The 21,511-nt window shown below is 44.8% G+C and carries 17 protein-coding genes and 1 pseudogene; 12 read left to right on the top strand and 6 right to left on the bottom strand.

The window, feature by feature from the left end:
- Positions 1–14: 14 nt before the first annotated feature.
- The 5 genes and pseudogenes from QUB68_RS29380 (at position 15) to QUB68_RS29360 (ending at position 2,508) form a co-directional block, all read left to right on the top strand.
- Positions 15–233, top strand: coding sequence for a hypothetical protein (locus tag QUB68_RS29380; RefSeq protein WP_332998442.1), 219 nt, complete (start codon positions 15–17; stop codon positions 231–233).
- Positions 234–258: 25 nt separating this feature from the next.
- Positions 259–633, top strand: coding sequence for a DUF433 domain-containing protein (locus QUB68_RS29375; RefSeq protein ID WP_332998441.1), 375 nt, complete (start codon positions 259–261; stop codon positions 631–633).
- A 53-nt stretch (positions 634–686) separates the two neighbouring features.
- Positions 687–1,127 carry an addiction module protein gene (locus QUB68_RS29370; RefSeq protein WP_332998440.1) on the top strand — a complete coding sequence of 147 codons (441 nt, stop codon included), beginning with the start codon at positions 687–689 and terminating at the stop codon, positions 1,125–1,127.
- A gap of 99 nt (positions 1,128–1,226) precedes the next feature.
- Positions 1,227–1,502 (top strand): annotated as a pseudogene (locus QUB68_RS29365) (clan AA aspartic protease); the annotation flags it as partial.
- Positions 1,503–1,584: 82 nt separating this feature from the next.
- Entirely contained in the window at positions 1,585–2,508 is a 924-nt protein-coding gene (locus tag QUB68_RS29360) for a hypothetical protein (RefSeq protein WP_332998439.1), read from the top strand.
- A 186-nt stretch (positions 2,509–2,694) separates the two neighbouring features.
- Here the strand turns inward: QUB68_RS29360 and QUB68_RS29355 are convergent, their stop codons facing one another.
- Together QUB68_RS29355 and QUB68_RS29350 are read right to left on the bottom strand one after the other, a co-directional pair.
- Complete coding sequence (locus tag QUB68_RS29355) at positions 2,695–3,009, bottom strand: hypothetical protein (protein ID WP_332998438.1); 315 nt, start codon at positions 3,007–3,009, stop codon at positions 2,695–2,697.
- Positions 3,010–3,078: 69 nt separating this feature from the next.
- Complete coding sequence (locus tag QUB68_RS29350; protein WP_332998437.1) at positions 3,079–3,681, bottom strand: hypothetical protein; 603 nt, start codon at positions 3,679–3,681, stop codon at positions 3,079–3,081.
- A 104-nt stretch (positions 3,682–3,785) separates the two neighbouring features.
- Between QUB68_RS29350 and QUB68_RS29345 the strand changes: the two genes are divergently transcribed.
- From QUB68_RS29345 to QUB68_RS29335, 3 genes are all read left to right on the top strand, one after another.
- The gene (locus tag QUB68_RS29345; RefSeq protein WP_332998436.1) at positions 3,786–5,156 is read left to right on the top strand and encodes an NB-ARC domain-containing protein; all 1,371 of its coding nucleotides are present in this window, start codon (positions 3,786–3,788) and stop codon (positions 5,154–5,156) included.
- 61 nt (positions 5,157–5,217) lie between these two features.
- On the top strand, positions 5,218–5,427 hold the full coding sequence (locus tag QUB68_RS29340) for a type II toxin-antitoxin system HicB family antitoxin (protein WP_332998435.1): 210 nt from the start codon (positions 5,218–5,220) through the stop codon (positions 5,425–5,427).
- 2 nt (positions 5,428–5,429) lie between these two features.
- Complete coding sequence (locus QUB68_RS29335) at positions 5,430–5,654, top strand: type II toxin-antitoxin system HicA family toxin (RefSeq protein ID WP_293133325.1); 225 nt, start codon at positions 5,430–5,432, stop codon at positions 5,652–5,654.
- A gap of 145 nt (positions 5,655–5,799) precedes the next feature.
- Here the strand turns inward: QUB68_RS29335 and QUB68_RS29330 are convergent, their stop codons facing one another.
- The 3 genes from QUB68_RS29330 to QUB68_RS29320 all read right to left on the bottom strand — a co-directional run bounded on the left by QUB68_RS29330 (position 5,800) and on the right by QUB68_RS29320 (position 9,490).
- Positions 5,800–6,378, bottom strand: coding sequence for a Uma2 family endonuclease (locus QUB68_RS29330; RefSeq protein ID WP_332998434.1), 579 nt, complete (start codon positions 6,376–6,378; stop codon positions 5,800–5,802).
- Between the two features lie 46 nt (positions 6,379–6,424).
- Positions 6,425–7,380 (bottom strand): IS630 family transposase gene (locus QUB68_RS29325; protein WP_332998433.1). Its coding sequence is split into 2 segments (ribosomal slippage): positions 6,425–7,062 and positions 7,062–7,380, totalling 957 coding nucleotides; the frame shifts between segments, so codons are not numbered across the junction.
- 355 nt (positions 7,381–7,735) lie between these two features.
- A complete protein-coding gene (locus QUB68_RS29320) occupies positions 7,736–9,490 on the bottom strand; it encodes an alpha/beta hydrolase (RefSeq protein WP_332998432.1) in 1,755 nt (584 codons plus the stop codon).
- A gap of 277 nt (positions 9,491–9,767) precedes the next feature.
- On the opposite strand from QUB68_RS29320, the gene QUB68_RS29315 reads away from it, so the two are divergent.
- From QUB68_RS29315 to QUB68_RS29300, 4 genes are all read left to right on the top strand, one after another.
- Entirely contained in the window at positions 9,768–10,748 is a 981-nt protein-coding gene (locus QUB68_RS29315) for an Npun_R2479 family HD domain-containing metalloprotein (RefSeq protein ID WP_332998456.1), read from the top strand.
- A gap of 265 nt (positions 10,749–11,013) precedes the next feature.
- Entirely contained in the window at positions 11,014–13,197 is a 2,184-nt protein-coding gene (gene ligA, locus QUB68_RS29310; RefSeq protein ID WP_332998431.1) for an NAD-dependent DNA ligase LigA, read from the top strand.
- A 43-nt stretch (positions 13,198–13,240) separates the two neighbouring features.
- Positions 13,241–13,429: a hypothetical protein gene (locus QUB68_RS29305; protein WP_332998429.1), complete on the top strand. Its 189-nt coding sequence runs from the start codon at positions 13,241–13,243 to the stop codon at positions 13,427–13,429.
- A gap of 86 nt (positions 13,430–13,515) precedes the next feature.
- Positions 13,516–13,944: a hypothetical protein gene (locus tag QUB68_RS29300; RefSeq protein WP_332998428.1), complete on the top strand. Its 429-nt coding sequence runs from the start codon at positions 13,516–13,518 to the stop codon at positions 13,942–13,944.
- 261 nt (positions 13,945–14,205) lie between these two features.
- Here the strand turns inward: QUB68_RS29300 and QUB68_RS29295 are convergent, their stop codons facing one another.
- Complete coding sequence (locus QUB68_RS29295; protein ID WP_332998427.1) at positions 14,206–21,435, bottom strand: CHAT domain-containing protein; 7,230 nt, start codon at positions 21,433–21,435, stop codon at positions 14,206–14,208.
- Positions 21,436–21,511: the final 76 nt, after the last annotated feature.

The following is a 21,511-nucleotide window of genomic DNA, read 5'->3' as shown; positions in this document are numbered from 1 at the left end:
GTACAGGGCCGGAAATGGCAGAATTGAGATGGACATTCAGAATTACCTGTCAGTCGGCTGGGACTCTTGCGAACAGTTACGGTTTAGGTAAACTAGAGCTTAGTGCGATCGAATATTCTCAGGAAGAAGCTGGGCCGCCAATATCTAGCCATCGCTCTCTTCCAATTTTAGATATTACTGGTAATAAAGTTCAGCGCTGGCTGAATTTTGTGCAGGGTTTTCGACCAATATAAAGATCACTTCTAGGAGGCTATAAAGATGACAACCATAAGTAACGAACAAACAGCGATTATCCGTACAGAAAGAGGACTGTCGATCGCAGGTACGCGCATCACTATCTACGACATCATGGACTATGTGACGGCTCAATATCCGCCTAAGTTTATCAGAGGATTGTTTGATCTAACAGAGGAACAAATTAACGCGGCTTTAGCTTACATTGAGGCAAATCGCGACACTGTTGAAGCTGAGTATCAAATGGTTCTTAAGGAAGCTGAAGAACTGCGGCTGTACTACGAAGAAAAAAATCGCGATCTGATTGCTCGAATTGCCGCCCAACCACCAAGACCCGGAACGGAAGCTGTATGGGAAAAGCTTCGAGCGGCCAAGGCAAAGTTTAAGTCTCAGCCATAGTTATTTATGCCAAAGTATGATAGAGTTAATGAATCATAAAATCCTCAAATACTATGACAATTGAAAATATTGAAGCTGAGGTTATGGCATTGCCAAAGGACTCTCAAGCAATATTGCTATCGCGACTCCTAAAACACTTGGGACAAATTAGTGAAATTGATCCAGAAGCTACATCAATCTGGAGTGAGGAAGCCCAAATGCGCGATCGAGAAATGGATGGCGATCAAGTTACTGGTATTCCGGCTGAACAGGTGTTTGATAAACGGGGTAAAGAACTTTATGAGAAGGTTATCCGCGCTCAAGTAGAGACACCGGAGAATATTGGCAAGATTATTTCAATTAATGTGGAGACGGGTGAATATGAAATTGGTGAGGATTTGGTAGTAACGAGTGGTAAGTTACAAGCTAAACAGGCTGATGCACTAATTTGGGCGGAACGGATTGGTTTTGATGCGGTTTACGCTGTTGGTGGTACATTGGTCAGGACGGCATAAATGATACAAGGAAATGTAGTTGGGCGACAAGCTAGAATTAGTTTAATTTTGCTTATGCCAGAAAATTTAGATATAGAAATTTAGTGTGTTGTTGATACAGGTTTTGAAGGTTTCTTGACTTTGCCATCTCCTGCGATTACTAAACTTGGGTTGCATTATGTTGGACAAATTAATGCAAAGTTAGCCGATAATTCCAATGTAGCAACTAACGTTTATTTGGCAACTATTTTGTGGAATGGTGTAGAAAAGGATGTTGCAGTGCTAGGAATGGGGCATCGTCCGCTTATAGGGACTGCACTACTTGAAGATTATCATCTCAGTATAGACTTCTGTGATGGTGGTACGGTTCTTGTCGATGATATTTTGCGATCGTAAGTGAGAAGGAATTGGCTCGGAATTTTGGGCGCGATCGCGCTTCTGGGACTTGCGAGTAATCAATAGTTCTTCATCCCAAAGTATGATAGACTTAATGTATCAGAAAGTCCTTGAATACTACGATCGATATAGTGTTTTAAAAGTGATACCCATGTTAAAAGAATTAAAAACCATTACTCTTGCAACTCTTCTGGTATTAGGAGCAGCTAAACTGGGTTCTACTGCACCTCTCCCAAGTCCTAATAATCAAGGGGATTATATGGGAAGAGCTTATCATACTTATTGGGAAGTAGTAGATCCAGACCCAAATGGGTTAAATTGTCGCATGACAAATTCTTCTTTTGAAGAACTTATGCGTGCTGACAACCGCACTCCATTTGAGTTTTTTAATTGGTCTTTAGTTGGTGTCTTAAAACAGGGACAGCGTTTTGAAAGCTTTCCTAGTAATGCTGCTGGTACTTTCAACGATACCAGGGGTTTACCTTGGCTTTTTGTAGGAAAAAACTACGCTACTGGTGGGGTGCAACGTTGTTTCGTTCGTGCTAATAGTCAATTTGTCAAACCAGTACAATCGAGTATTCCTTTTCCTGTTCGTGAAATTCTCTCACAAATTCAAGGTAAGACGAGAGTACCAATTTTTTTACCTAGTCAGCTTCCATTCTCACAAAAAATTTACTTGAAAAGCCGAGTAGAAACAAATAGCTATAGCGTTGAAATCAGCCACACACCTAATTGCAACAGTACAGCGTGCTTTATCGGGAGTATATCAGCAGAAAGAGGTGGAGAACCAGCCCAACCACCGCCTAGAGGATTTAGAAGTGAATTTAAAACCATTAAATTAGCTGACCGAACACAAGGAATTTTTTATAATGGCTGCGGTGCTTCCTGTACTGCCTTAGTGGAATGGCAGTATCAAGGCGTTTTGTACCAAGTAACCATGAAGAATGGACGAGAGGAAACGCTCGTTCAAATAGCCAATTCTGCTATTGAAGCCGGACCTCGTTAGTTAAATGTGGAGATAATAGTTAGGGAAATTATACTTGAAAATAGTAGTGCGATCGCGCGGTTTCCCTGTTTTGCAGATCGACGTTAGTTTTACCTAGTAGAGCGCGTCACCTGCTATAATCTATTTATTTGATAATTAATCTCAATTTAACGCACCCTACATCTAAGCCTTGTGATTAAAATATTTTTATTTATAGTTATCATTAATTAATTTTTTATCAAACTCAGTAATATCAGAAATTGTTTCTAAATTTTCAATTCTAGCTTGTAAAATTTTAATCATTTTATCATTTTTTAAATTTATGGGCTTTCCAAAAAACCAAATAGATGCAGTGCTTATAGTAACAGAAATAAGCACTGCAAAAGGCAGGAAAAAACTATTTTCCGTAAGAGCTAAGATTGGCACACAAGCTAAGAGTGAAAAGATAGATAAAATCCAAATCCAAATAGTTGCTATTAGACGAATATCTTTTTTTTGTTCGCTAGAACCTAAGTGAACCATCAGATTTTATCCTTGATCTACTGTATTAGCTGAAGTTTTGCCGATCCTTCCTACTGAAAAAAATTAAATTTAGTGGGGAGTAATTTCTACATTTTGAGTTTGAGGAGGATGCACCCATTCCCAAGCTTTATAAGCAACATAACCAACAACAGAAGCAGTTATTACAGGAACTGCTGCTGAAACCGCTAACCCAGCAACCATTCCACCACCTGCAATGCTACCAATTGCCGCTAAACCTGAAGTAACTCCAGCAGCTCCGAGTCCAGCAACAGAACCCGCAGTAGAAACGGCTGCAATTGTACTAGCGCTACCACCAATAGCTCCAACGATCACGCCTGCTACAAAAGCTTCAGCTTTGCCTGAATCAGATTGGTTAACAATTATAATAGTACCGTTATTTGTCTTGTCAATATTTGTACATTCCGTATGACCCAGTTTATCTGAATAACAGTTGCCGGTTTGATCGGCCCAAGCTGGGTTAGAGGGTATGGAAAACTGAGCAGTTATCAAGAATAGAGTCAGAGTCATAACTGCAACTAAACTATGCCAAAAGGAATTAGATTTCAAAGTTAATTCGCTCTTATTTTTCAATTTTTGATTGCTTTGTTTCCTTAAATTGTATTTGGTAATCTTTATATATGGCAACTCAAAAAAGTCGGATTTAGCACCCAAACTTCTAACCACCCTGAACCAATTTAGTAGAGTTTGGTACAATCTAGTTGACAAAGTAGGATTTGGTAGAATATAGTACACTAAACCTCACTCAACCCTGACCTATGAATGGTGAAGATGTTGTACAATGGGCTGACAACTTAATTTTCGATCGCACCGGAGCAAATCTCACACTCCTACAAGAAGCCATACTAACCGGTGTTTGGCAAAGACAGAAATATCCTCAAATAGCTAAAGAGTTCAATTGTAGTGAATCTCACGTTAAAAAAGAAGCGGCTAAGTTATGGGAAAAGTTGGGTGAGGAATTAGGAGAAGATCTCAATAAATTTAATTTTCGTTCTAAGTTAGAAAAAAAACATAAAGTTGATCAAACTTCTCAATCAGGTCACTGTTTATTACAATTTGATAATGTTAATATTGGCGGTCAATTTATACAAACCATTAAAGATGTACAAACCCGATCGCCCTTTCCCCCCGATTCTCCCCAAAACAAAGCCCATACCCGCATAATCGACTTAACAGACGCGCCCGACATCCCTTACTACCACAACCGCACATCCGAACTCACCACCCTCAAACAATGGATATTAGAAGCCCACACCCGCTTAATCACCATCTACGGCTTAAGTGAAATCGGCAAAAGCGCGATCGCCCTCCAACTCATCCAACAAACTCAAACCGAATTTGATTACATTATTTGGCAAAGTCTCAGCAACACTCCCACACTCTCAACACTGCAAACCCAACTCAAGCAATTTTTTTCGCGATCGCAACCAACCCCATTACCAACAATCATCGATTATTTTCGCACCTATCGTTGTTTAGTAATACTTGATGATGTACATAATATATTTAGCAGCGGTCAATTAGCAGGTGAATATTTAGCCGAATATAAAGATTATGCCAAATTTTTCAAACAAATTGCCACATCATCTCACCAGAGTTGCTTAATCCTCCTCAGTTGGGAAAAACCCAGAGAAATCACAACTTTAGAAGGAGAAAACCGACCAACTCGCACCTTATACCTCAAAGGCTTAGGAGAACAAGCCGCAGAAATATTCAAAGAAAAAGGATTAACCGATGAGGAAAAATGGTCAGAATTAATCACCCTTTATCAAGGTCATCCTTCCTGGTTAAACATCATCGCTTCAACAATTTTAGAATTATTTGACGGGAATGTAGCCCGGTTTTTAGCCGCAGAAAATGATATCTATTTAGGGGACATAGAACCCCTTTTAGAATCTCAACTAGAGCGTTTATCGGAATTAGAAAAAAAGGTGAGCGAATGGTTAGCAAGTCAAGATGACGCGGTAGATATTTCCCAACCACCTGCCGATCGCGAATTATCCAAATCAGAACTGTGGCAAGCCATACAATCCTTGGCCCGACGCGGCTTAGTGGAAAAAATTCAACTAGAAGGGCGATCGCTCTTTCTCCTCAATCCCGTATTCAAAGCATACATTCAATGCAGGTGAAATATTATATAATCTATGAGAGATTACATTTCTTACATTTAACGGATAGAAAGCGAATCTTATGAAAACATTTACCGCTATCATCGAAAAAGATTCTGATACCAAGCTTTACGTTGGTTATATTCCTGGATTTCCTGGGGCGCATTCTCAGGGAGAAACCTTGGATGAGTTACACGAGAATCTGCGTGAGGTAATTGAGATGCTCCTAGAAGATGATACTCTGGTCATTGAGACAGAGTTTATAGGTACACAACAGATTGTGATCCGATAAACATGAGCAATATCCCAGTTCTGAAACCACAGGAAATAGTCCGCATACTAGAGAACCTTGACTTTGTAGAAGTGCGTCAAAAAGGCTCACATAAGCAGTTCCGTCACGAAGATGGGCGAGGCACTACTGTTCCTTTTCATAAAGGCCGTGATATATCACCGAGATTGCTTCAGCGGATTGCAATTGATATTGGCTTGACAGTTGAGGAAATGTTGGAGTCACGGTGAGTTTACGTGAACTGCGTAACTGCTTTTTGCCCAGATTGCTGCAAAACTACCGAAACCAGGAACCGAAGCTGCATGGAAAAAACTTCAAGCAGCAAAGGCAAAACGTGAGGCTAAAGCATGATTTTTCGATCGCACTTCTCAACTTCTACATCGATCGCATAAAAGCATTGATCGCATCATATTGATCTGCCATCCGCGAATAAAACTCGATCGATCGCAAATCCAACTCCGGCAACAATTCACTCTTACTCACCAACTCATATCCCGTTGGACGCAAACAATAAACCGAAATTACACCATCCTCCCAAAACCAAACCTCCTGCACTCCCACCCGGCGATAGATTTCCAGCGTATCAATTCCACCGCTCGTCACCGTCACCTCGATCGCCAAATCTGGAACTGACTTGCGCGTACCCAAACAATAAGACTCATCTGGTTCCTTCCGTGCACCCAATTCCTTCATCCCGATAGTTGTACTACCACGCCCGTAGAAACGAATGTCTTTCATCAGCATATAAATCTCTAAAAGCTGACTTAAAGTTTTTTTAGGTTCCTCATGGGCCTCAGAAAAAGGAGTCGTAATTTCTAAACACCCATCTAAATAAGTTAAACGCGCTCCAGTTAGGGCCAAATCTACATCCAACTTTTCCAGAGTCTCCCATGTCACGTTTGAGAGCAAGGCTGCACCTGTACCCAATCCTGTTTGAGAAATTGCGACAACCATCTGATTTACCTTTGACAATAATCACTTATCCATAATATAGCCTTTCTCAAAAAGATGAGGTACAATAACAGCAGTGTGTAAACCAGTTAAAAATATTTTCTGATGTAACTTGCTCGAACGCAAACTCAATGGCTTTTCCTAATTCTTGATAATTAGTAGTCTTCCTAGAACGGAGAATGATTTTAAGTTTTGACCACAGATTTTCAATTGGTGAAAAATCTGGCGAATTAGGTGACAAGTATATTAATTTTGCCCCTTTCTTTTCGATCGCTTTTTTCACTTCTTCTCCCATGTGAATAGAACAATTGTCCATCACTACACAAGCACCTTTCCATAGTTTTGGCACAAGTTTTCTGATAATAAAAGCTTCAAATGTAATTGCATCAGTTCCACCTATTAGATTAACGGATGTTAAGATTTTATTAACTGACATTGCACCAATTATTGACACATTTTTGCCACGTTTGGTTGGTCTTGGCCCCTTGGCTCTTTCACCTTTTAAAGCTCTAGCATATAACCTAACCATTGCCAAATTAACTCCAGATTCATCAATGAATATTAAGTCTTTAAAACTAATATTTTTAATTGTTTCCCAAAACTCACATCGCAGGATTTGAACTCGCTCAGTTCCTTTGCCTGAAGGGAAGAGAGTTTTTTTTTGAAAGTTATGTCTAAGAGTTTTATCATTCTTCCTATTGTTGCTCTACTCACGGAAAATCCAATTTTCCCATAAAGCAAATAACGGAGTTCTTCAAGGGTTGCATCATTATTTTCTTCAATCAATTCCGCCAAAATGAGTAGTTGCTCCGCATTAAGTTTGCCTTTGGCTCCACATCGGTCAGTTCTCGGAGCAATGTTTTTTGTTTCACGATACTGTTTAAGCAATTTTTGTACAAAGCTCAGGGCCACCGAAAAACGCTTAGCTATTGCTTTTTGTGAAATGGGTTCAGCATGATAAGTATCAAGGATTTTTTGCCTAAAATCAATCGAATAAGTTTTCATTTTTAACAATGTATGAAGAGGAGTACAATTTTACTTTTTGTGAGTCAACTTCTTCGTGCTGTCAGAAAAATGTTATTATGTGTGCTATCGCTTTCCCGTGGCTTTACTGAACCATGTAATTCTAGTTCAGTCGATCGTTTGTGTCTTCTCTGTTTGACCCTCATGAGTGTCAGTAACATGATACCTCATCTTTGTGAGAAAGGCTATATACGACTTCCAAAACTTGGAGTCTTTCGTCAACTGTTAGCTGTTAAGCTGGTGCGCGTCTAATTTTAACAATCTTGTTTTGTCAAACAATCTTTGGGCCGTTGCTCCGAGCACCGCCCCAAAGATTGAATTTAAATGCCACAACAGCCTAACGGGGAACTGGAGCTAGCGGAGGTGGAGAAGGCGGAGAAACTGGAGAAAGTGGCTCGATCGGCAGTGGAGGAGCCGGAGTGCGCACAGGTGCAGAACTGAACTGTTGTAGTTGCTGCGGGGTGAGCGATCGCAAAATTCTCAGTCCGAGAGTGTCTCGGGAGATGCTTAAAGCGTAGGAGGGCTCCAAATACGGGCGGAAATTTGATTTGTTGTTCAAATAACTTTCCATGAAAGCTAGGCTGAGTCCGTTGAGGTAGCGGCGGGCTAAAGCTGGTTCGGGCCCGATGACCTCTGGTGGTGGCAGAAAGAGGCTTTGAGGGGAGTCCTCGATCGTTGAGAAGTGAGTCCCGTTGTTCATCAGTACCAGATATTTGTTGGGCGATGTCAGCCAAGTGAAGGGTTGAATTTGTTCGAGCAAAGCGGGGGCGACGGTATCGGCGCTGCCTGCGATTACCATGACTGGGATTTGGATTTTGCTGAGGTTTGTTTCTCCGAGAATGCTGCTGGCGATAGGGTTGACGGCGATCGCAGCTTTGATGCGCGGATCGCTGAAATTGTACTGGTTGCGCTCTAGGCCACGGGCGCGGCACTGCAACAGCAGCGAGATGTTCCAAGTGTCTTTTTCGAGCTGGCAGTCTTTGTCTAGCTGTGCAAAGTTAATCTCCGCCCCGGCTAATGCTAATGCCGTATAGCCGCCGAAAGACTGGCCGATGATGCCGACTCGCTGCAAGTCTAGCTGCCCTCGGTAGGCCGGATCGGTTGTAGAAAGTTTGGTTAAATAATCGAGCAGGTCTTTGATGTCGAGGGGGCGGTTGACAAATTCTGCTGGTTCTGCTAAGTCTTTGGCTCTGCCTGTTACTAAGTCTTGGATTTGTTGGGCGTTGCTGCCGGGGTGTTCGGGGACGGCGACGGCAAAGCCGTAGGAGGCTAGGTGTTTTGCTAAATATTGAAAGGAAATGCGATCGGAACCTAAACCGTGGGAAATTACGACGACAGGGGCCGGTTGCTGGCTGCCCTGCGGCAGGTAAATGTCCATATCAAACGTGCGATCGCGATTTGGACTCGTCAGAGTTACCGATGATTTTTTCCAAGTGTAGGGGCCATTTTGCTGGGGCTGCAACAGTTCGGCTGGCGGTATCCCTGGCTCCTCGGCTGCTTGTGTTTCCGACAATTGGGCAACTCCGGCGATCGCCCGGTTGGAACGGTTGATCAGCGATGTCAGCTCGCTGGCGATACCCAAGCCGCGGGAGATGTCAATCCTGATGCCGTAAGTAGGGAATTTTTGCAGCACGTTGAGAATTGTCAGGCCTTCTGAGTCTGAGGCTGCTAAAATTAAGGCGGCGCGGATCGCATAAAATCCCGGCTGCCGAGCTTTGGTTTGAATCACTCGCCCCAAGCGTTCCAGCAGCACTTCTCCTTGCGGCGTGTAGAGGAATTGGGCGATCGTCACGTGGCTGATTTCAGCTTTGGCTTGCAGGGCGCTGCGAATCTCCGCTAGCTGAGATTTTTTGGCGTACTGAGCGAAGCCGTCCAAGTTCGAGTCTATTTTGCCTTCTTTGGCGAAGAGTGCCAGGGATGCGATCGGCACTGATTCTTCTAGCGGCCCGTAAGTTACGTAAATTCGCTCTGCTCCCAAAGCCGGTGCGGCGGTGCAAACAGCCGTGAATGCAAACCATCCTAGGTATTTTGGGGCGATCGACCGCCGAGTGCGTTTTACAGCAGTGGAGAGACTCGGAAACAGACAGTTCATAACTTTCACACCTAGGACTTCTAATAATTAGTCGGTGAAACGATGTAAATTGTTTCACTAATATTTAATACCGAACAATCGATCTGTTGCTTCGGAAATTAGGTTATCGTGGGAAGCATAGCCTGAGAGTAATTTTCTGACCTGACAAGAGTAGCTGAAATTTCAAATTCAACGCGCCCGGGGTCAAACCTACGGTCATGCCCATTGATTATTTTTTCAGCTATGCAAGATATTTTCGATCGAGTTTGTAACTACAGCCTGAGTGAGAGAATTTATGATGTTCAATGCAACTGCTATCCTGATTGACGCTTTTGTGCAAGAGCTGCAGGCCGGCTACCGTCGCACCTACGGCAAGTACAAGCCTGACTACCCGGAAATTATCGCCTGGGCGGGGACTATGGCTCTGGAAAATATCGCTAACTGCGATGCTCTGTACCACAATGTGGAACACACAATGCTCGTGGCCTTGGTGGGACAAGAGATTCTCCGGGGCAAGCATATTCGCGAAGGGGGAGTGTCGCCGGAAGATTGGCTGCACTACCTGATCTCGCTGCTGTGCCACGATATCGGCTACGTGAAAGGTGTTTGCCGCCAAGACCAAGAAGCTGTCGGACTCTACGCTACGGGTATTGATGGGGGCATGGTTTCTGTGGCGATCGGCGCCACTTCTGCCAGTTTAACTCCTTACCATGTCGATCGAGGAAAACTCGTAATTGACGAACGCTTCGGCGGCCACACCTTAATTGACGCCGAACAAATCAAACGCAATATTGAGTTGACACGCTTCCCCGTTCCTGCTAGCGAAACTCATCAAGACAGAAACAATTATTCTGGACTCGCCAGGGCCGCCGATTTGATTGGTCAGTTGAGCGACCCCAATTACCTACGAAAAATCAGTGCTTTGTTCTACGAATTTGAGGAAGTCGGCACTAATAAAATTTTGGGCTACAAGTCTCCGGGAGATTTGCGACAAAATTACGCCAAGTTTTATTGGAACGGAGTTTTTCCCTATATTCCAGCAGCTTTGAACTACTTGGAATTGACCCAGGGTGGCAAACAGATTATTGCTAACCTCTACGCTAATGTGTTTCAGGTAGAACACGCTGAACCCCTCGCTTTCAACAAGGCGAACGCTCAAGAATTGACCAAAGTCCGCGCCAATGGTAACTTGAATAGCGAAAAAAATGGTGAGAATCTTCAAGCTTCTATGTCCGGGGATAATAAGAAATTTAGCGAGTTTGCCGACCTGAATTTGTGAGGAATTTTACCCAAAATTCAGCAGCTATAAAGGCGAGTCATAATTAGGATATTTTTTGATTTTCTAGTTGTTGGCTCCTTTTTTTGAGTTAAGATTGAGATAGATCATCTAATATCATATCCCGTAAAACAACCGTTATAATGTTCGATCGTTCGGACTTCAGTCCTCAAAAAATCCTGAGGACTGAAATCCTCACTACGAACCAATTTTCTTGTGGTTCGGTCTGAAATAAGAGCAAATGTAAAATCTTAAATCTCAAATCGATATGCAATCCGACATTCAGCAGCAAATTCAACAATTGAGGCAGCAGCTACAGGAAGCTAGCTATGCTTATTATGTTCTCGATGCGCCGATTATACCAGATGAGGTGTACGATCGCCTTTATCGACAGTTGCAACAACTAGAATCAGCTCATCCTGAATTGATTGCTGCCGAAAGTCCGACTCAGCGCGTGGGAGAAAAGCCTGCTACTCAGTTTTTTAGCGTCAAGCACAATATTCCTCTCTACAGTTTGGAAAATGCTTTTAATTTTGAGGAATTTGCTAAATGGCAGGAACGCTGGCAGCGAATTGCACCCCCCCTAACCCCCCCTTGTCAAGGGGGGGAACAAGATGGAATTGCACCTGCCCAAGATGGAATTGCACCCCCCCTAGCCCCCCCTTGCCAAGGGGAGGGACAAGATGGAATTGCACCTCGTCTTAGCAATGAGAAAAACAAAGAAATTACTCCCCCCCTTAGCAAGGGGGGGCTGGGGGGGGGTTCCTATGTTTGCGAGTTGAAAATTGACGGCTCTGCTTTAGCGTTAACCTATGAAAATGGGGTTTTAGTTCGCGGTGCGACGCGGGGAGACGGCATTGCAGGAGAGGAAATCACTCAAAATGTCAAGACTATTCGCTCGATTCCTTTAAAGCTGAATTTAGATAATCCGCCGCCTGTTGTGGAAGTGCGCGGAGAGGCTTTTTTATCTTTGGCTGTGTTTGCAGAAATTAATCGGGAACGGGAAAAAGCGGGGGAACAATTGTTTGCTAATCCTCGCAATGCGGCGGCGGGTACGCTGCGACAGTTGGATTCTAAAGTTGTGGATCAGCGACGGTTAGATTTCTTTGCTTATACTCTTTATTTAGATGAGGGAAATGAGGGTAACACGCAATGGGATTCGTTGGAATTGTTGCGGACAATGGGGTTTAAGGTGAATCCCAATCGCAAAGTTTGCTATTCTTTGGATGAGGTTCGGGAGTATTACGAATTTTGGGATACTGAGCGGCGAAATTTGCCTTACATGACGGATGGCGTTGTTGTTAAGATTAATTCGGTTTTGCTCCAAAAACAGTTGGGTTTTACTCAGAGATTTCCGCGTTGGGCGATCGCCCTGAAGTATCCAGCACAAGAAGTGCCTACAATAGTGGAAGCAGTCACCGTACAGGTAGGCAGAACCGGGGCTTTGACGCCCGTGGCGGAACTAAAACCCGTGCAGTTGGCGGGGACAACGGTTTCGCGGGCTTCGCTGCATAATGGCGATCGACTTTCCGAGCTCAACCTCCACATTGGCGATACTGTAATTGTCAGAAAAGCTGGGGAAATCATACCAGAAGTTGTGCGAGTTTTAGCAGAACTTCGCCCCCCAAATGCTCAACTTTTTCAAATGCCTAGCTGCTGTCCCGAATGCGGACAACCTGTAGTTCGGGAAAAAGGGGAGGCCGTGACTCGCTGCATCAATACGTCTTGTCCGGCAATTTTGAGGGGTTCCCTGATTCATTTTTGCAGCCGGGATGCTCTGGATATTAACGGTGTTGGGGAAAAGTTGGTGCAGCAGATGGTTGATAGCAACCTGCTCAATTCTGCGGCAGATTTGTACGATTTGACAGCCGAAAGATTGATGAGTTTGGAACGGATGGGCAAAAAGCTAGCCGAAAAGTTGGTAAGTGCGATCGCCCAATCGAAAAATCAACCTTATTCGCGGGTACTTTACGGCTTGGGAATCCGCCACGTTGGTAGTGTCAACGCTCAATTGCTGACAGAAAGGTTTGCAAATGTGGAAGAGTTAGCCGCAGTATCGGCCGCTGCGATTGAGGGCGTGTACGGCATCGGCCCGGAGATTGCTCAGTCGGTTTATCAGTGGTTTCGAGTTCCGGCAAATCAAAGTTTAATCGCACGGTTGAAAACTGCGGGATTGCAATTGCAGTCAGAAGTCAAAAGTCAGAATTCCGGCGACCATAATTTACAATTTGTCGGCAAAACCTTTGTGCTTACGGGAACTTTGCCGACTCTGAAACGAGATGAAGCTAAAGATTTGATCCAAAAAGCGGGAGGGAAAGTCTCAAGTTCTGTGAGTGCTAAAACTGATTATGTGGTTGTGGGTGAAGATGCAGGTTCTAAGTTGGAAAAAGCTCAATCTTTGGGAATCGAGCTACTTTCCGAGGCCGAGTTGTTGGAACTTTTGGCAGGTTGAAATCAGTAATTTTTCGTAAGGTGCGGTCATCCGCACTGTACTAATGTCACAATCAAAAGTGTTCGATCGTTCGGACTTGGGTGCTCTGATTTTTATGCGGACTGAAGTCCTCACTACCAACCAGTTTGACAAATTGCGCAATACCTCAAAAGGTATAGAAATCGCGGTGCAGTTCCTCAACATACATACTTATAGGGCGGTGCTGCCCGAATCGGTTGTCGGCACAGGCTAGTTTTGCTAAAATTTAATAGGGTTTGCAGTTGCGCGCGATCGCAACTGCCAGCCCTGGCAAGTCCCAACAATCAGAGGAGATACGTGATGTCGGAAATCCCAGAACCAACACAAACAAATTTATCGGCTCCAGAAACAAGTTCCGAAAGCTCTATTTCTTGGACGGAAAATGTAAAAAGTAGCTTGGGAAACATCCTGAGCAGTTGGAAAGTTAAAGCAGGATTAGGAGTTACTGTACTCTTGGGAGTGTTAGTGTTGTCGTTTTTCTGGCAGCACATGATCGCAGTTGTAGGTATGAACAGTTGGGCGAGTCGATCGGGTGCTAGAGCGATCGAATGTATGGTAAGAGATACTAATAACGACGAGTATGTAAGTTGCAGCGCTCTCCTCGACCAGCAAATTGTCCCTCTCGAATGCAGTTCTAGTTTGTTAAACATCGGTTGTCGCGTTAATTATGGAACTGCCGCACCTAACTTGAAACAGCTTGGGCCCAGAGCTGCTGCTGGTTTCAGATAATTTTTGACTCGAAGAAGGCCCAAAGACGGATACAATCCCCCGACAAAAGTCGCGGTGAGACAAAAAGTTTGGACGTTAGTTCAAGCCCCCAGATTCATCTGTGGGGTTGTATTTAATCTCAAATAATTTAATTAATTTGCTATAAAAATAGCTGTTCGTAGTGAGGACTTTAGTCCTCATAAAGTCGGAGGACTTGCATTCCGATGCTGCGAACCTGGAATGGTTGATTTTATCCACCAACACGCTCTCAAATATCGCAGCTTACCACGGATTTCCGATCAGGGTGAAACTGCTCCAGTAATAAGGATGAGAAAAATCTTGGTTTTGTTGTTTTATATTAGCCGATAAATTCAACTTGCCCGCTGTTGTTACTAACTGCCCGTTTTCAATCCGAACTTTACGAGCAATCATCGCCTGTTGAGTAAGTTGCAAAGTTTCTGCCTTGGTTGCGGCTCCTCGAAGCTGGTGGTAAAATTCGCTCATCAGCGCCAAAGTGCCTCCGTCCTCAACATACCACAAACTCCCTAAGGCAGATTTGGCGCCGGATTTTACTGCTAAACCTCCAAAACCTAACTCTGATTCCCGATCGCCCAAGGCTGTTCTGCAAGCACTCAATACTAACAAGTCTACCTGCGGATTGCGCCAATTTAAACTATCCATGTGATCGAGCTGCAATTGGGAATTCCAAAGTTGAATGTAAGAATTGCTCGGTTTTCCCGGTTGGAAGTCAGCATGGGTTGCTAGGTGAATGATCCGAAATCCTCCCTTGGTGTGTTGCGAGTTGAGATTGTCTAAAGTGAAAGTCGAATTCAGGAAAGATGCGCCGTTCCACTCACCAGAAATTGCCTGTAATTCGATCGGCACGCTGGGCAATGGCTGTTTGTCCACAAATTCTGACCGTCCCATTGCTAGCAGAGTGGCGTCTCTAACTGCTCTATAATCGCTATTAGTCAGGCTGAAACTCGGAATCAGGCTGAAACTGTATTTTTCAATCAAGAAGCCTTTACCGTCGTGTAAAGCCGCAAAGGGCATACTCCGCAATCCCGGATCGACTGACAGCAACAAAGTCTGAATTCCTAAGTTTTGCAAGTCTTTTTCAAGGGGTGCGATCGCCCATTTATACAATTGCTGGGCCGAGGGTAGATAACTGGTAGTATCGCGTTTTGCGGGAATGGTGATTTCATCGCGGAACTGGTTGACTATCGGAAAAAGTGCTGCTCTGTTGGCTTCGGGGACGCTGTAGTGAATCGGCAGCCCTACGGGAGGAACTAAAATTAGTTCCAGTTGATTAATTCGGGAGATTATGTAGATAATACCAGAACGTTTGCCGGTTTGCTGTTCGATCTTTCTTAAAGTTTCTTGGAATTGCACCATCATCACTTTTTGGTCTGGAAGGTTGGCTTTAACTCCCAGATATTCTCCAAATTCTTGATTCCTAATTTGTTCTATTCCCAAAACTATTTTCTCTATGTCGTTGCCTTCAAAAAGTCGATCGGGAGACGGTACATATCCCAGAACTAAATTAGAAGTAGGTTTCAGCGATGGCGGTGTTTCCCTGGGGGGAACTGCTGGCGGTTGGCCGGGGGATAACTGACTGGTGATACTTGAATCCAGTCTTAAAATTTGACCCGCAGCAGGGCCGGGAGTGTCTAGCGCTGGAATTCGGCGGCGACTTGGAAAGTCTTCTGGATCGGGGGTTGAGGCGATAGGTGCGGGTGTGGGGGATGCTGGTGTGGTGATGGGTGCGATCGGAGTGGGAGTTGTACTCGGAGTTGGAATTGGACTCGGAGTTGGAATTGGACTCGGAGTTGGAATTGGACTCGGAGTGGGAATTGGACTCGGAGTGGGAATTGGACTCGGAGTGGGAGTTGTACTCGGAGTTGGAATTGGACTCGGAGTGGGAGTTGTACTCGGAGTTGGAATCACAACCGGAGTGGGAGTTGTACTCGGAGTTGGAATCACAACCCGAGTGGGAGTTGGACTCGGAGTTGGAATCACAACCCGAGTGGGAGTTGGACTCGGAGTTGTTGACGGAGTTGGAATTGGATCGATCGCATCATCAGTCGGAAATGCAATATTAGGCACACCACTAGCAGAACGGGGAAACGACTGCGATGTAATGCTAGATTGTCCAGTGGTAATTGCACCCGCCGTACCATTTGTAGTCGCATCTCCCACGACAAACGGTTGAATCGGCGGCCCTTTATCTCCCCCAGCGTGCTCAATTGTAATTGTGCCACCACCTGCGCCACCAGCAGTAGAAATGCTAGCAAATCCCGTCGGCGAAAGTGGGGTGGAAAAACCACCCGTAGCGCGGAAAAATCCCCCCGTCGATGAAGCAAACACATCGCCACCGGTGCCACCAGTACCACCTTGGGCATTAATCCACTCTACTTGAATATCGCCGATCGGATCTAAGAACACATTGCCACCATTTCCGACTGTACCGCTGGAGTTAATTTGTCCGGCTGTAATTGAAGTTATCGCTTTAACCGTGATGTTAGCGCCAATAGTTCCCGATGTATTCAAATTACCTGCTGTGAAAACGTTACCGCTGTTGAAGAGAATTTCTCCACCATCAGTAGTAACGTTTTTAACAGTGATATCGCCGCTAGCAGTAATATCCACTTTGCTGGCGGTTACATCTCCCGATAAGTTGACTTTTTCCGTGTTCTGTGCTGTCAATTGCGCTGCATTAATTGTCGAGTTTCCTGTCACATTGCCAGCATTTTTAATCAGAATATTTCCTAACTTGCTGGTTGCGCCGACTGCTGCGCTGAAAGTGATGCTGCCGCTACCTGCATCCAGATTTAGGCTGCGGGCCGCATCGATACTGTCGATCGCACCTTTAAAGGCAATATTCCCCCCACCCGTGCTCAATATCGCATCTTTCGTCAGCCCGAGAGTACCGTCAATATTGATATTGCCGTTATTCGTGGTAACATTGCCACCCAACTTAGTGCTAGCAGTAATATTAAAACCTGAATTGCTGGCAATATTACCAGTAAATTCTGCGTTCGTTGCAGTAACATTCAAAACAGAAAGCGGTGCTGTTCCTCCGATATTTCCTTGCACCAGCACACTGCCTGTAGCTGCGTTTAAGTTTAACAAACGATTGCCGTCGATCGCACCAACTATGTTAATATCTCCGCCGTTGGTATTGAGATTGATATCGTTGCCGAGTTTGACATTGCCGTTAAGGGCGATCGCATTTTTATTGGTATTGATGCTAGAATTCAAATTGATTGTAGAAGCCTTGAGAGTAATGCTGCTGTTGTCATTGCCCGTCAGAGTGCCATCAAGTGCGATCGTACCAGTTCCCGTTTGAATAGTTACGGGGTCTAAAAATTGGCGATTATTGGGAATACTAATATTGCCGCTACTATCCGATCGCCCGATCGCGATTTTAGTAAATCCATTTTGAATTAAATCAATTTCCGATGCAGTCAAATCTAAAGCGCTAGTATTGTTGTCACTACCACCAACCACAATATTTTGTCCTACCTTTCCTGGTTGTAGCGTTAGCGCAGCATTACCAGAAACCTTACCGAAAAAATTAATTTCACTTGCTGTCAAAGTCAGGGCGTTAGTTCCTGCTGCTAAAGTCGAACCGAAAGCAATAGTTGCATCTCCCAGTGTAAAATTTACAGGATTTTTTAAGGTCACAGGCCCACTAAAACTAATGTGATCATTAGTGGTAGCGATATTTCCGCTCAGCGCCACAGTTCCGGCACCTTTTTGATTAAATGCACCATCTAAATTCAGATTTTGATCGATATTGAGATTCCCCGTATTGGTAATTGTCAGCGCGCCGTCATTCGTGGTTGTGACAATTCCTTTGAGATTAACATTGTCAGCAACCAGATCGAGATTGCCAGGTACGTCAACAGTCTTGTTGAAAGTAATTTCCTTCCCTGTGAGAATCTGATTGTTGGCAATCGTGACAGCATTTCCATAGGTTTGGCTGCCGGTTGTAGTGACATTGCCACCTAAAGATGTCTTGCTGTTGGCAGTTAAACTTGTGAGAGGAGTTGTCTTACCAACTGCACCGCTGAACGTAATATTACCGCTATCGGCATTCACAGTCAAATCGCCGGTACCGTCAACAGTATTTTTGAAAGTAACGTCGCTACCTGTGAGAGTCGGATTCTTGACAATCGTGACAGAATCGTTATAAGTTTGAGTGCCAGTTGTCGTGACATTGCCATTGAGTGTAGTTGTGCCACCAACATCTGTAGTCAAACTCGCAGCATTGACTGTTTTATTAAATGCAGTTGTACCTGTAGAGTTAACTTTTAAATTGCCGATCGCACTTGCAGCCCCAACTGCACCGCTGAATGTCACATTCCCGCTACTGGCTTTCACAGCCAAATCACTGCTACCGTCAACTGTTTTGTTGAAAGTAACATCGCTACCTAAAAGAATCGGATTCTTGGCAATCGTGACAGCATCATTATAGGTTTGACTGCCGATTGTTGTGATATTTGCCTGAACTTGAGTTGTACCTCCCGAGTTAACTGTTAAATTGCCGATCGCACTTGTAGCCCCAACTGTACCGCTGAATGTCACATTCCCGCTACTCGCCTTCACCGTCAAATCGCCGCTACCGTCAACTGTTTTGTTGAAAGTAACATCGCTACCTAAAAGAGTCGGATTCTTGGCAACAGTGACAGCACCTCCATAGGTTTGAGTGCCAGTTGTCGTGACATCGGCATTGAGTGTAGTTGTGCCGCCATCTGTAGTCAAACTTGCAGCATTGACTGTTTTATTGAATGCAGTTGTACCGGCAGAGTTAACTTTTAAATTGCCCAGGGCACTTGCAGCCCCAACTGCATCGCTAAATGTAATATTGCCACTACTGGCTTTCACAGCCAAATCGCCGCTACCGTCAACAGTATTTTTGAAAGTAACATCGCTACCTAAAAGAGTCGATTTATTGGCAATCGTGACAGAATCGTTATAAGTTTGAGCGCCCGTTGTCGTGACATTGCCATTGAGTGTAGTTGTGCCGCCAACATCTGTAGTCAAACTTGCTGCATTGACTGTTTTATTAAATGCAGTTGTTCCTGTAGAGTTAACTTTTAAATTTCCGAGATCCTTTGAACTCCCAACTGCACCGCTGAATGTAATATCACCAGTACCTGCATTCACAGTCAAATCGCTGCCGCTGTTACTGGCGTCAACAGTATTATTGAAAGTAATACCTTTGCCTGAGAGAGTCGGATTCTTGGCAATCGTGACAGCATCATTATAGGTTTGACTGCCGGTTGTCGTGACATTTGCCTCAACTTGAGTTGTACCTCCCGAGTTAACTGTTAAATTGCCGATCGCACTTGCAGCCCCAACTACACCGCTGAATGTCACATTCCCGCTACTCGCCTTCACCGTCAAATCGCCGCTACCTTCAACTGTTTTGTTGAAAGTAACATCGCTACCTAAAAGAATCGGATTCTTGGCAACAGTGACAGCACCTCCATAGGTTTGAGTGCCGGTTGTCTTGACATCGCCATTGAGTGTAGTTGTGCCGCCATCTGTAGTCAAACTTGCTGCGTTGACTGTTTTGTTGAATGCAGTTGTACCGGCAGAGTTAACTTTTAAATTGCCGATCGCACTTGCAGCCCCAACTACATCGCTGAATGTAATATTGCCACTACTCGCCTTCACCGTCAAATCGCCGCTACCGTCAACAGTATTTTTGAAAGTAACGTCGCTAGCTGAGAGAGTCGATTTATTGGCAATCGTGACAGCATCGTTATAGGTTTGACTGCCGGTTGTGGTGACATTGGCGCCTAAAGATGTCTTGCTGTTGGCAGTTAAACTTGCCAGAGGAGTTGTCTTACCAACTGCACCGCTGAATGTAATATTCCCGCTACTCGCCTTCACCGTCAAATCACTGCTACCGTCAACAGTATTTTTGAAAGTAACGTCGCTACCTGAGAGAATCGGATTATTGGCAATTGTGACAGCATCTCCATAGGTTTGAGTGCCGGTAGTTGTCACCTTGTCATTAATTTGAGTTGTGCCACCCGCAGCCTCTGTAGTCAAATTCACTGCACTGACTGCTTTACTAAATACGGTTGTTCCTGTAGATTTAGTTTGCAAATCTACGATCGGGTTGTTGATAGTGCCGATCGTACTCTGGAATGTAACATCACCAGTACCCCCATCCACAGTCAAGCTGCTGCCGACGTTATTAAGGGGGTCAACAGTATTTTTGAAAGTAATGCCTTTGCCTGTGAGAGTCGGATTATTGGCAATCGTGACAGCATCGTTATAAGTTTGAGCGCCAGTTGTCGTGACATTGACGCCTAAAGATACTTTGCTGTTGGTAGTTAAACTTGTGAGAGGAGTTGTCTTACCAACTGCATCGCTGAATGTAATATTGCCACTACTCGCCTTCACAGTCAAATCGCCACTACCGTCAACTGTCTTGTTGAAAGTAACGTCGCTACCTGCGAGACTCGATTTATTGGCAATCGTGACAGCATCCTTATAAGTTTGAGCGCCCGTTGTCGTGACATTGCCATTGAGTGTAGTTGTGCCGCCAACATCTGTAGTCAAACTCGCGGCATTGACTGTTTGATTAAATGTCGTTGTACCAGAACTATTGGCTGTCAGAGTTTCTAATGGGGTGGTCTTGCCTACGTCCCCTTTAACATCAATGTTTCCACTCCCTGTTTCTAAGCTGAGATTGCCACGGCCATCAACAGTTCCTCCAAAATTAATATCGCCTGCCTTTTGCCCAGTATTCAGATTGACATTAGAATTGGGAGCGAGAAAGACATTGCCATTAAAAGTAATATTCTGTTCGTTGGTCGTAATATTGGCATTATCTAAAATGATACCTATCCCTGAATTGAGATCGGTTCCGCTGCCGCCAACACCGACGAGAGTGACATTCCCGGTGGCTGTGGATTTTACGGGCCCTTCTATCACAAGGCCGGAGTTGCCGATCCCGCTCCCCTTGCCGCCTGTTCCTGTTATGGCGATATTTCCATTTTGCGATAGCACTGTGCCCGTATAGTTAAGACCTATTCCTGAATTGCGATCGGTTCCGCTGCCGCCAACACCGACGAGAGTGACATTCCCGGTGGCTGTGGATTCTACAGGCCCTTCTATCGCAAGGCCGGAGTTTTCGAGCCCGCTCCCCTTGCCGCCTGTTCCTGTTATGGCGATATTTCCATTTTGCGATAGCACTGTGCCGGTATTGTTAAGACCTATCCCTGAATTGCGATCGATCCCGCTGCCGCCAACACCGGTGAGAGTGACATTCCCGGTGCCTGTGGATTCTACGGGCCCAAATATTGCAAGGCCCGCGTTGCCGCTCCCGCTCGCGTTGCCGCCTGTTCCTGTGAGGGTGATATTTCCTTGCGATCGCACTGTGCTGGTATTGTTAAGAGTTATCCCTGTATTGAGATCGGTCCCGCTGCCGCCAACACCGACGAGAGTGACATTCCCGGTGCCTGTGGATTCTACCAGCCCTGCTATCACAAGGCCCGCGTTGCCGCTCCCGCTCGCGTTGCCGCCTGTTCCTGTGAGGGTGATATTTCCTTGCGATCGCACTGTG

Origin of the sequence: Microcoleus sp. A006_D1 (genome assembly GCF_036702805.1) — a bacterium.
Classification (GTDB): Bacteria; Cyanobacteriota; Cyanobacteriia; order Cyanobacteriales; family Microcoleaceae; genus Microcoleus.
This window is presented reverse-complemented; position numbering and strand designations above follow the sequence as displayed.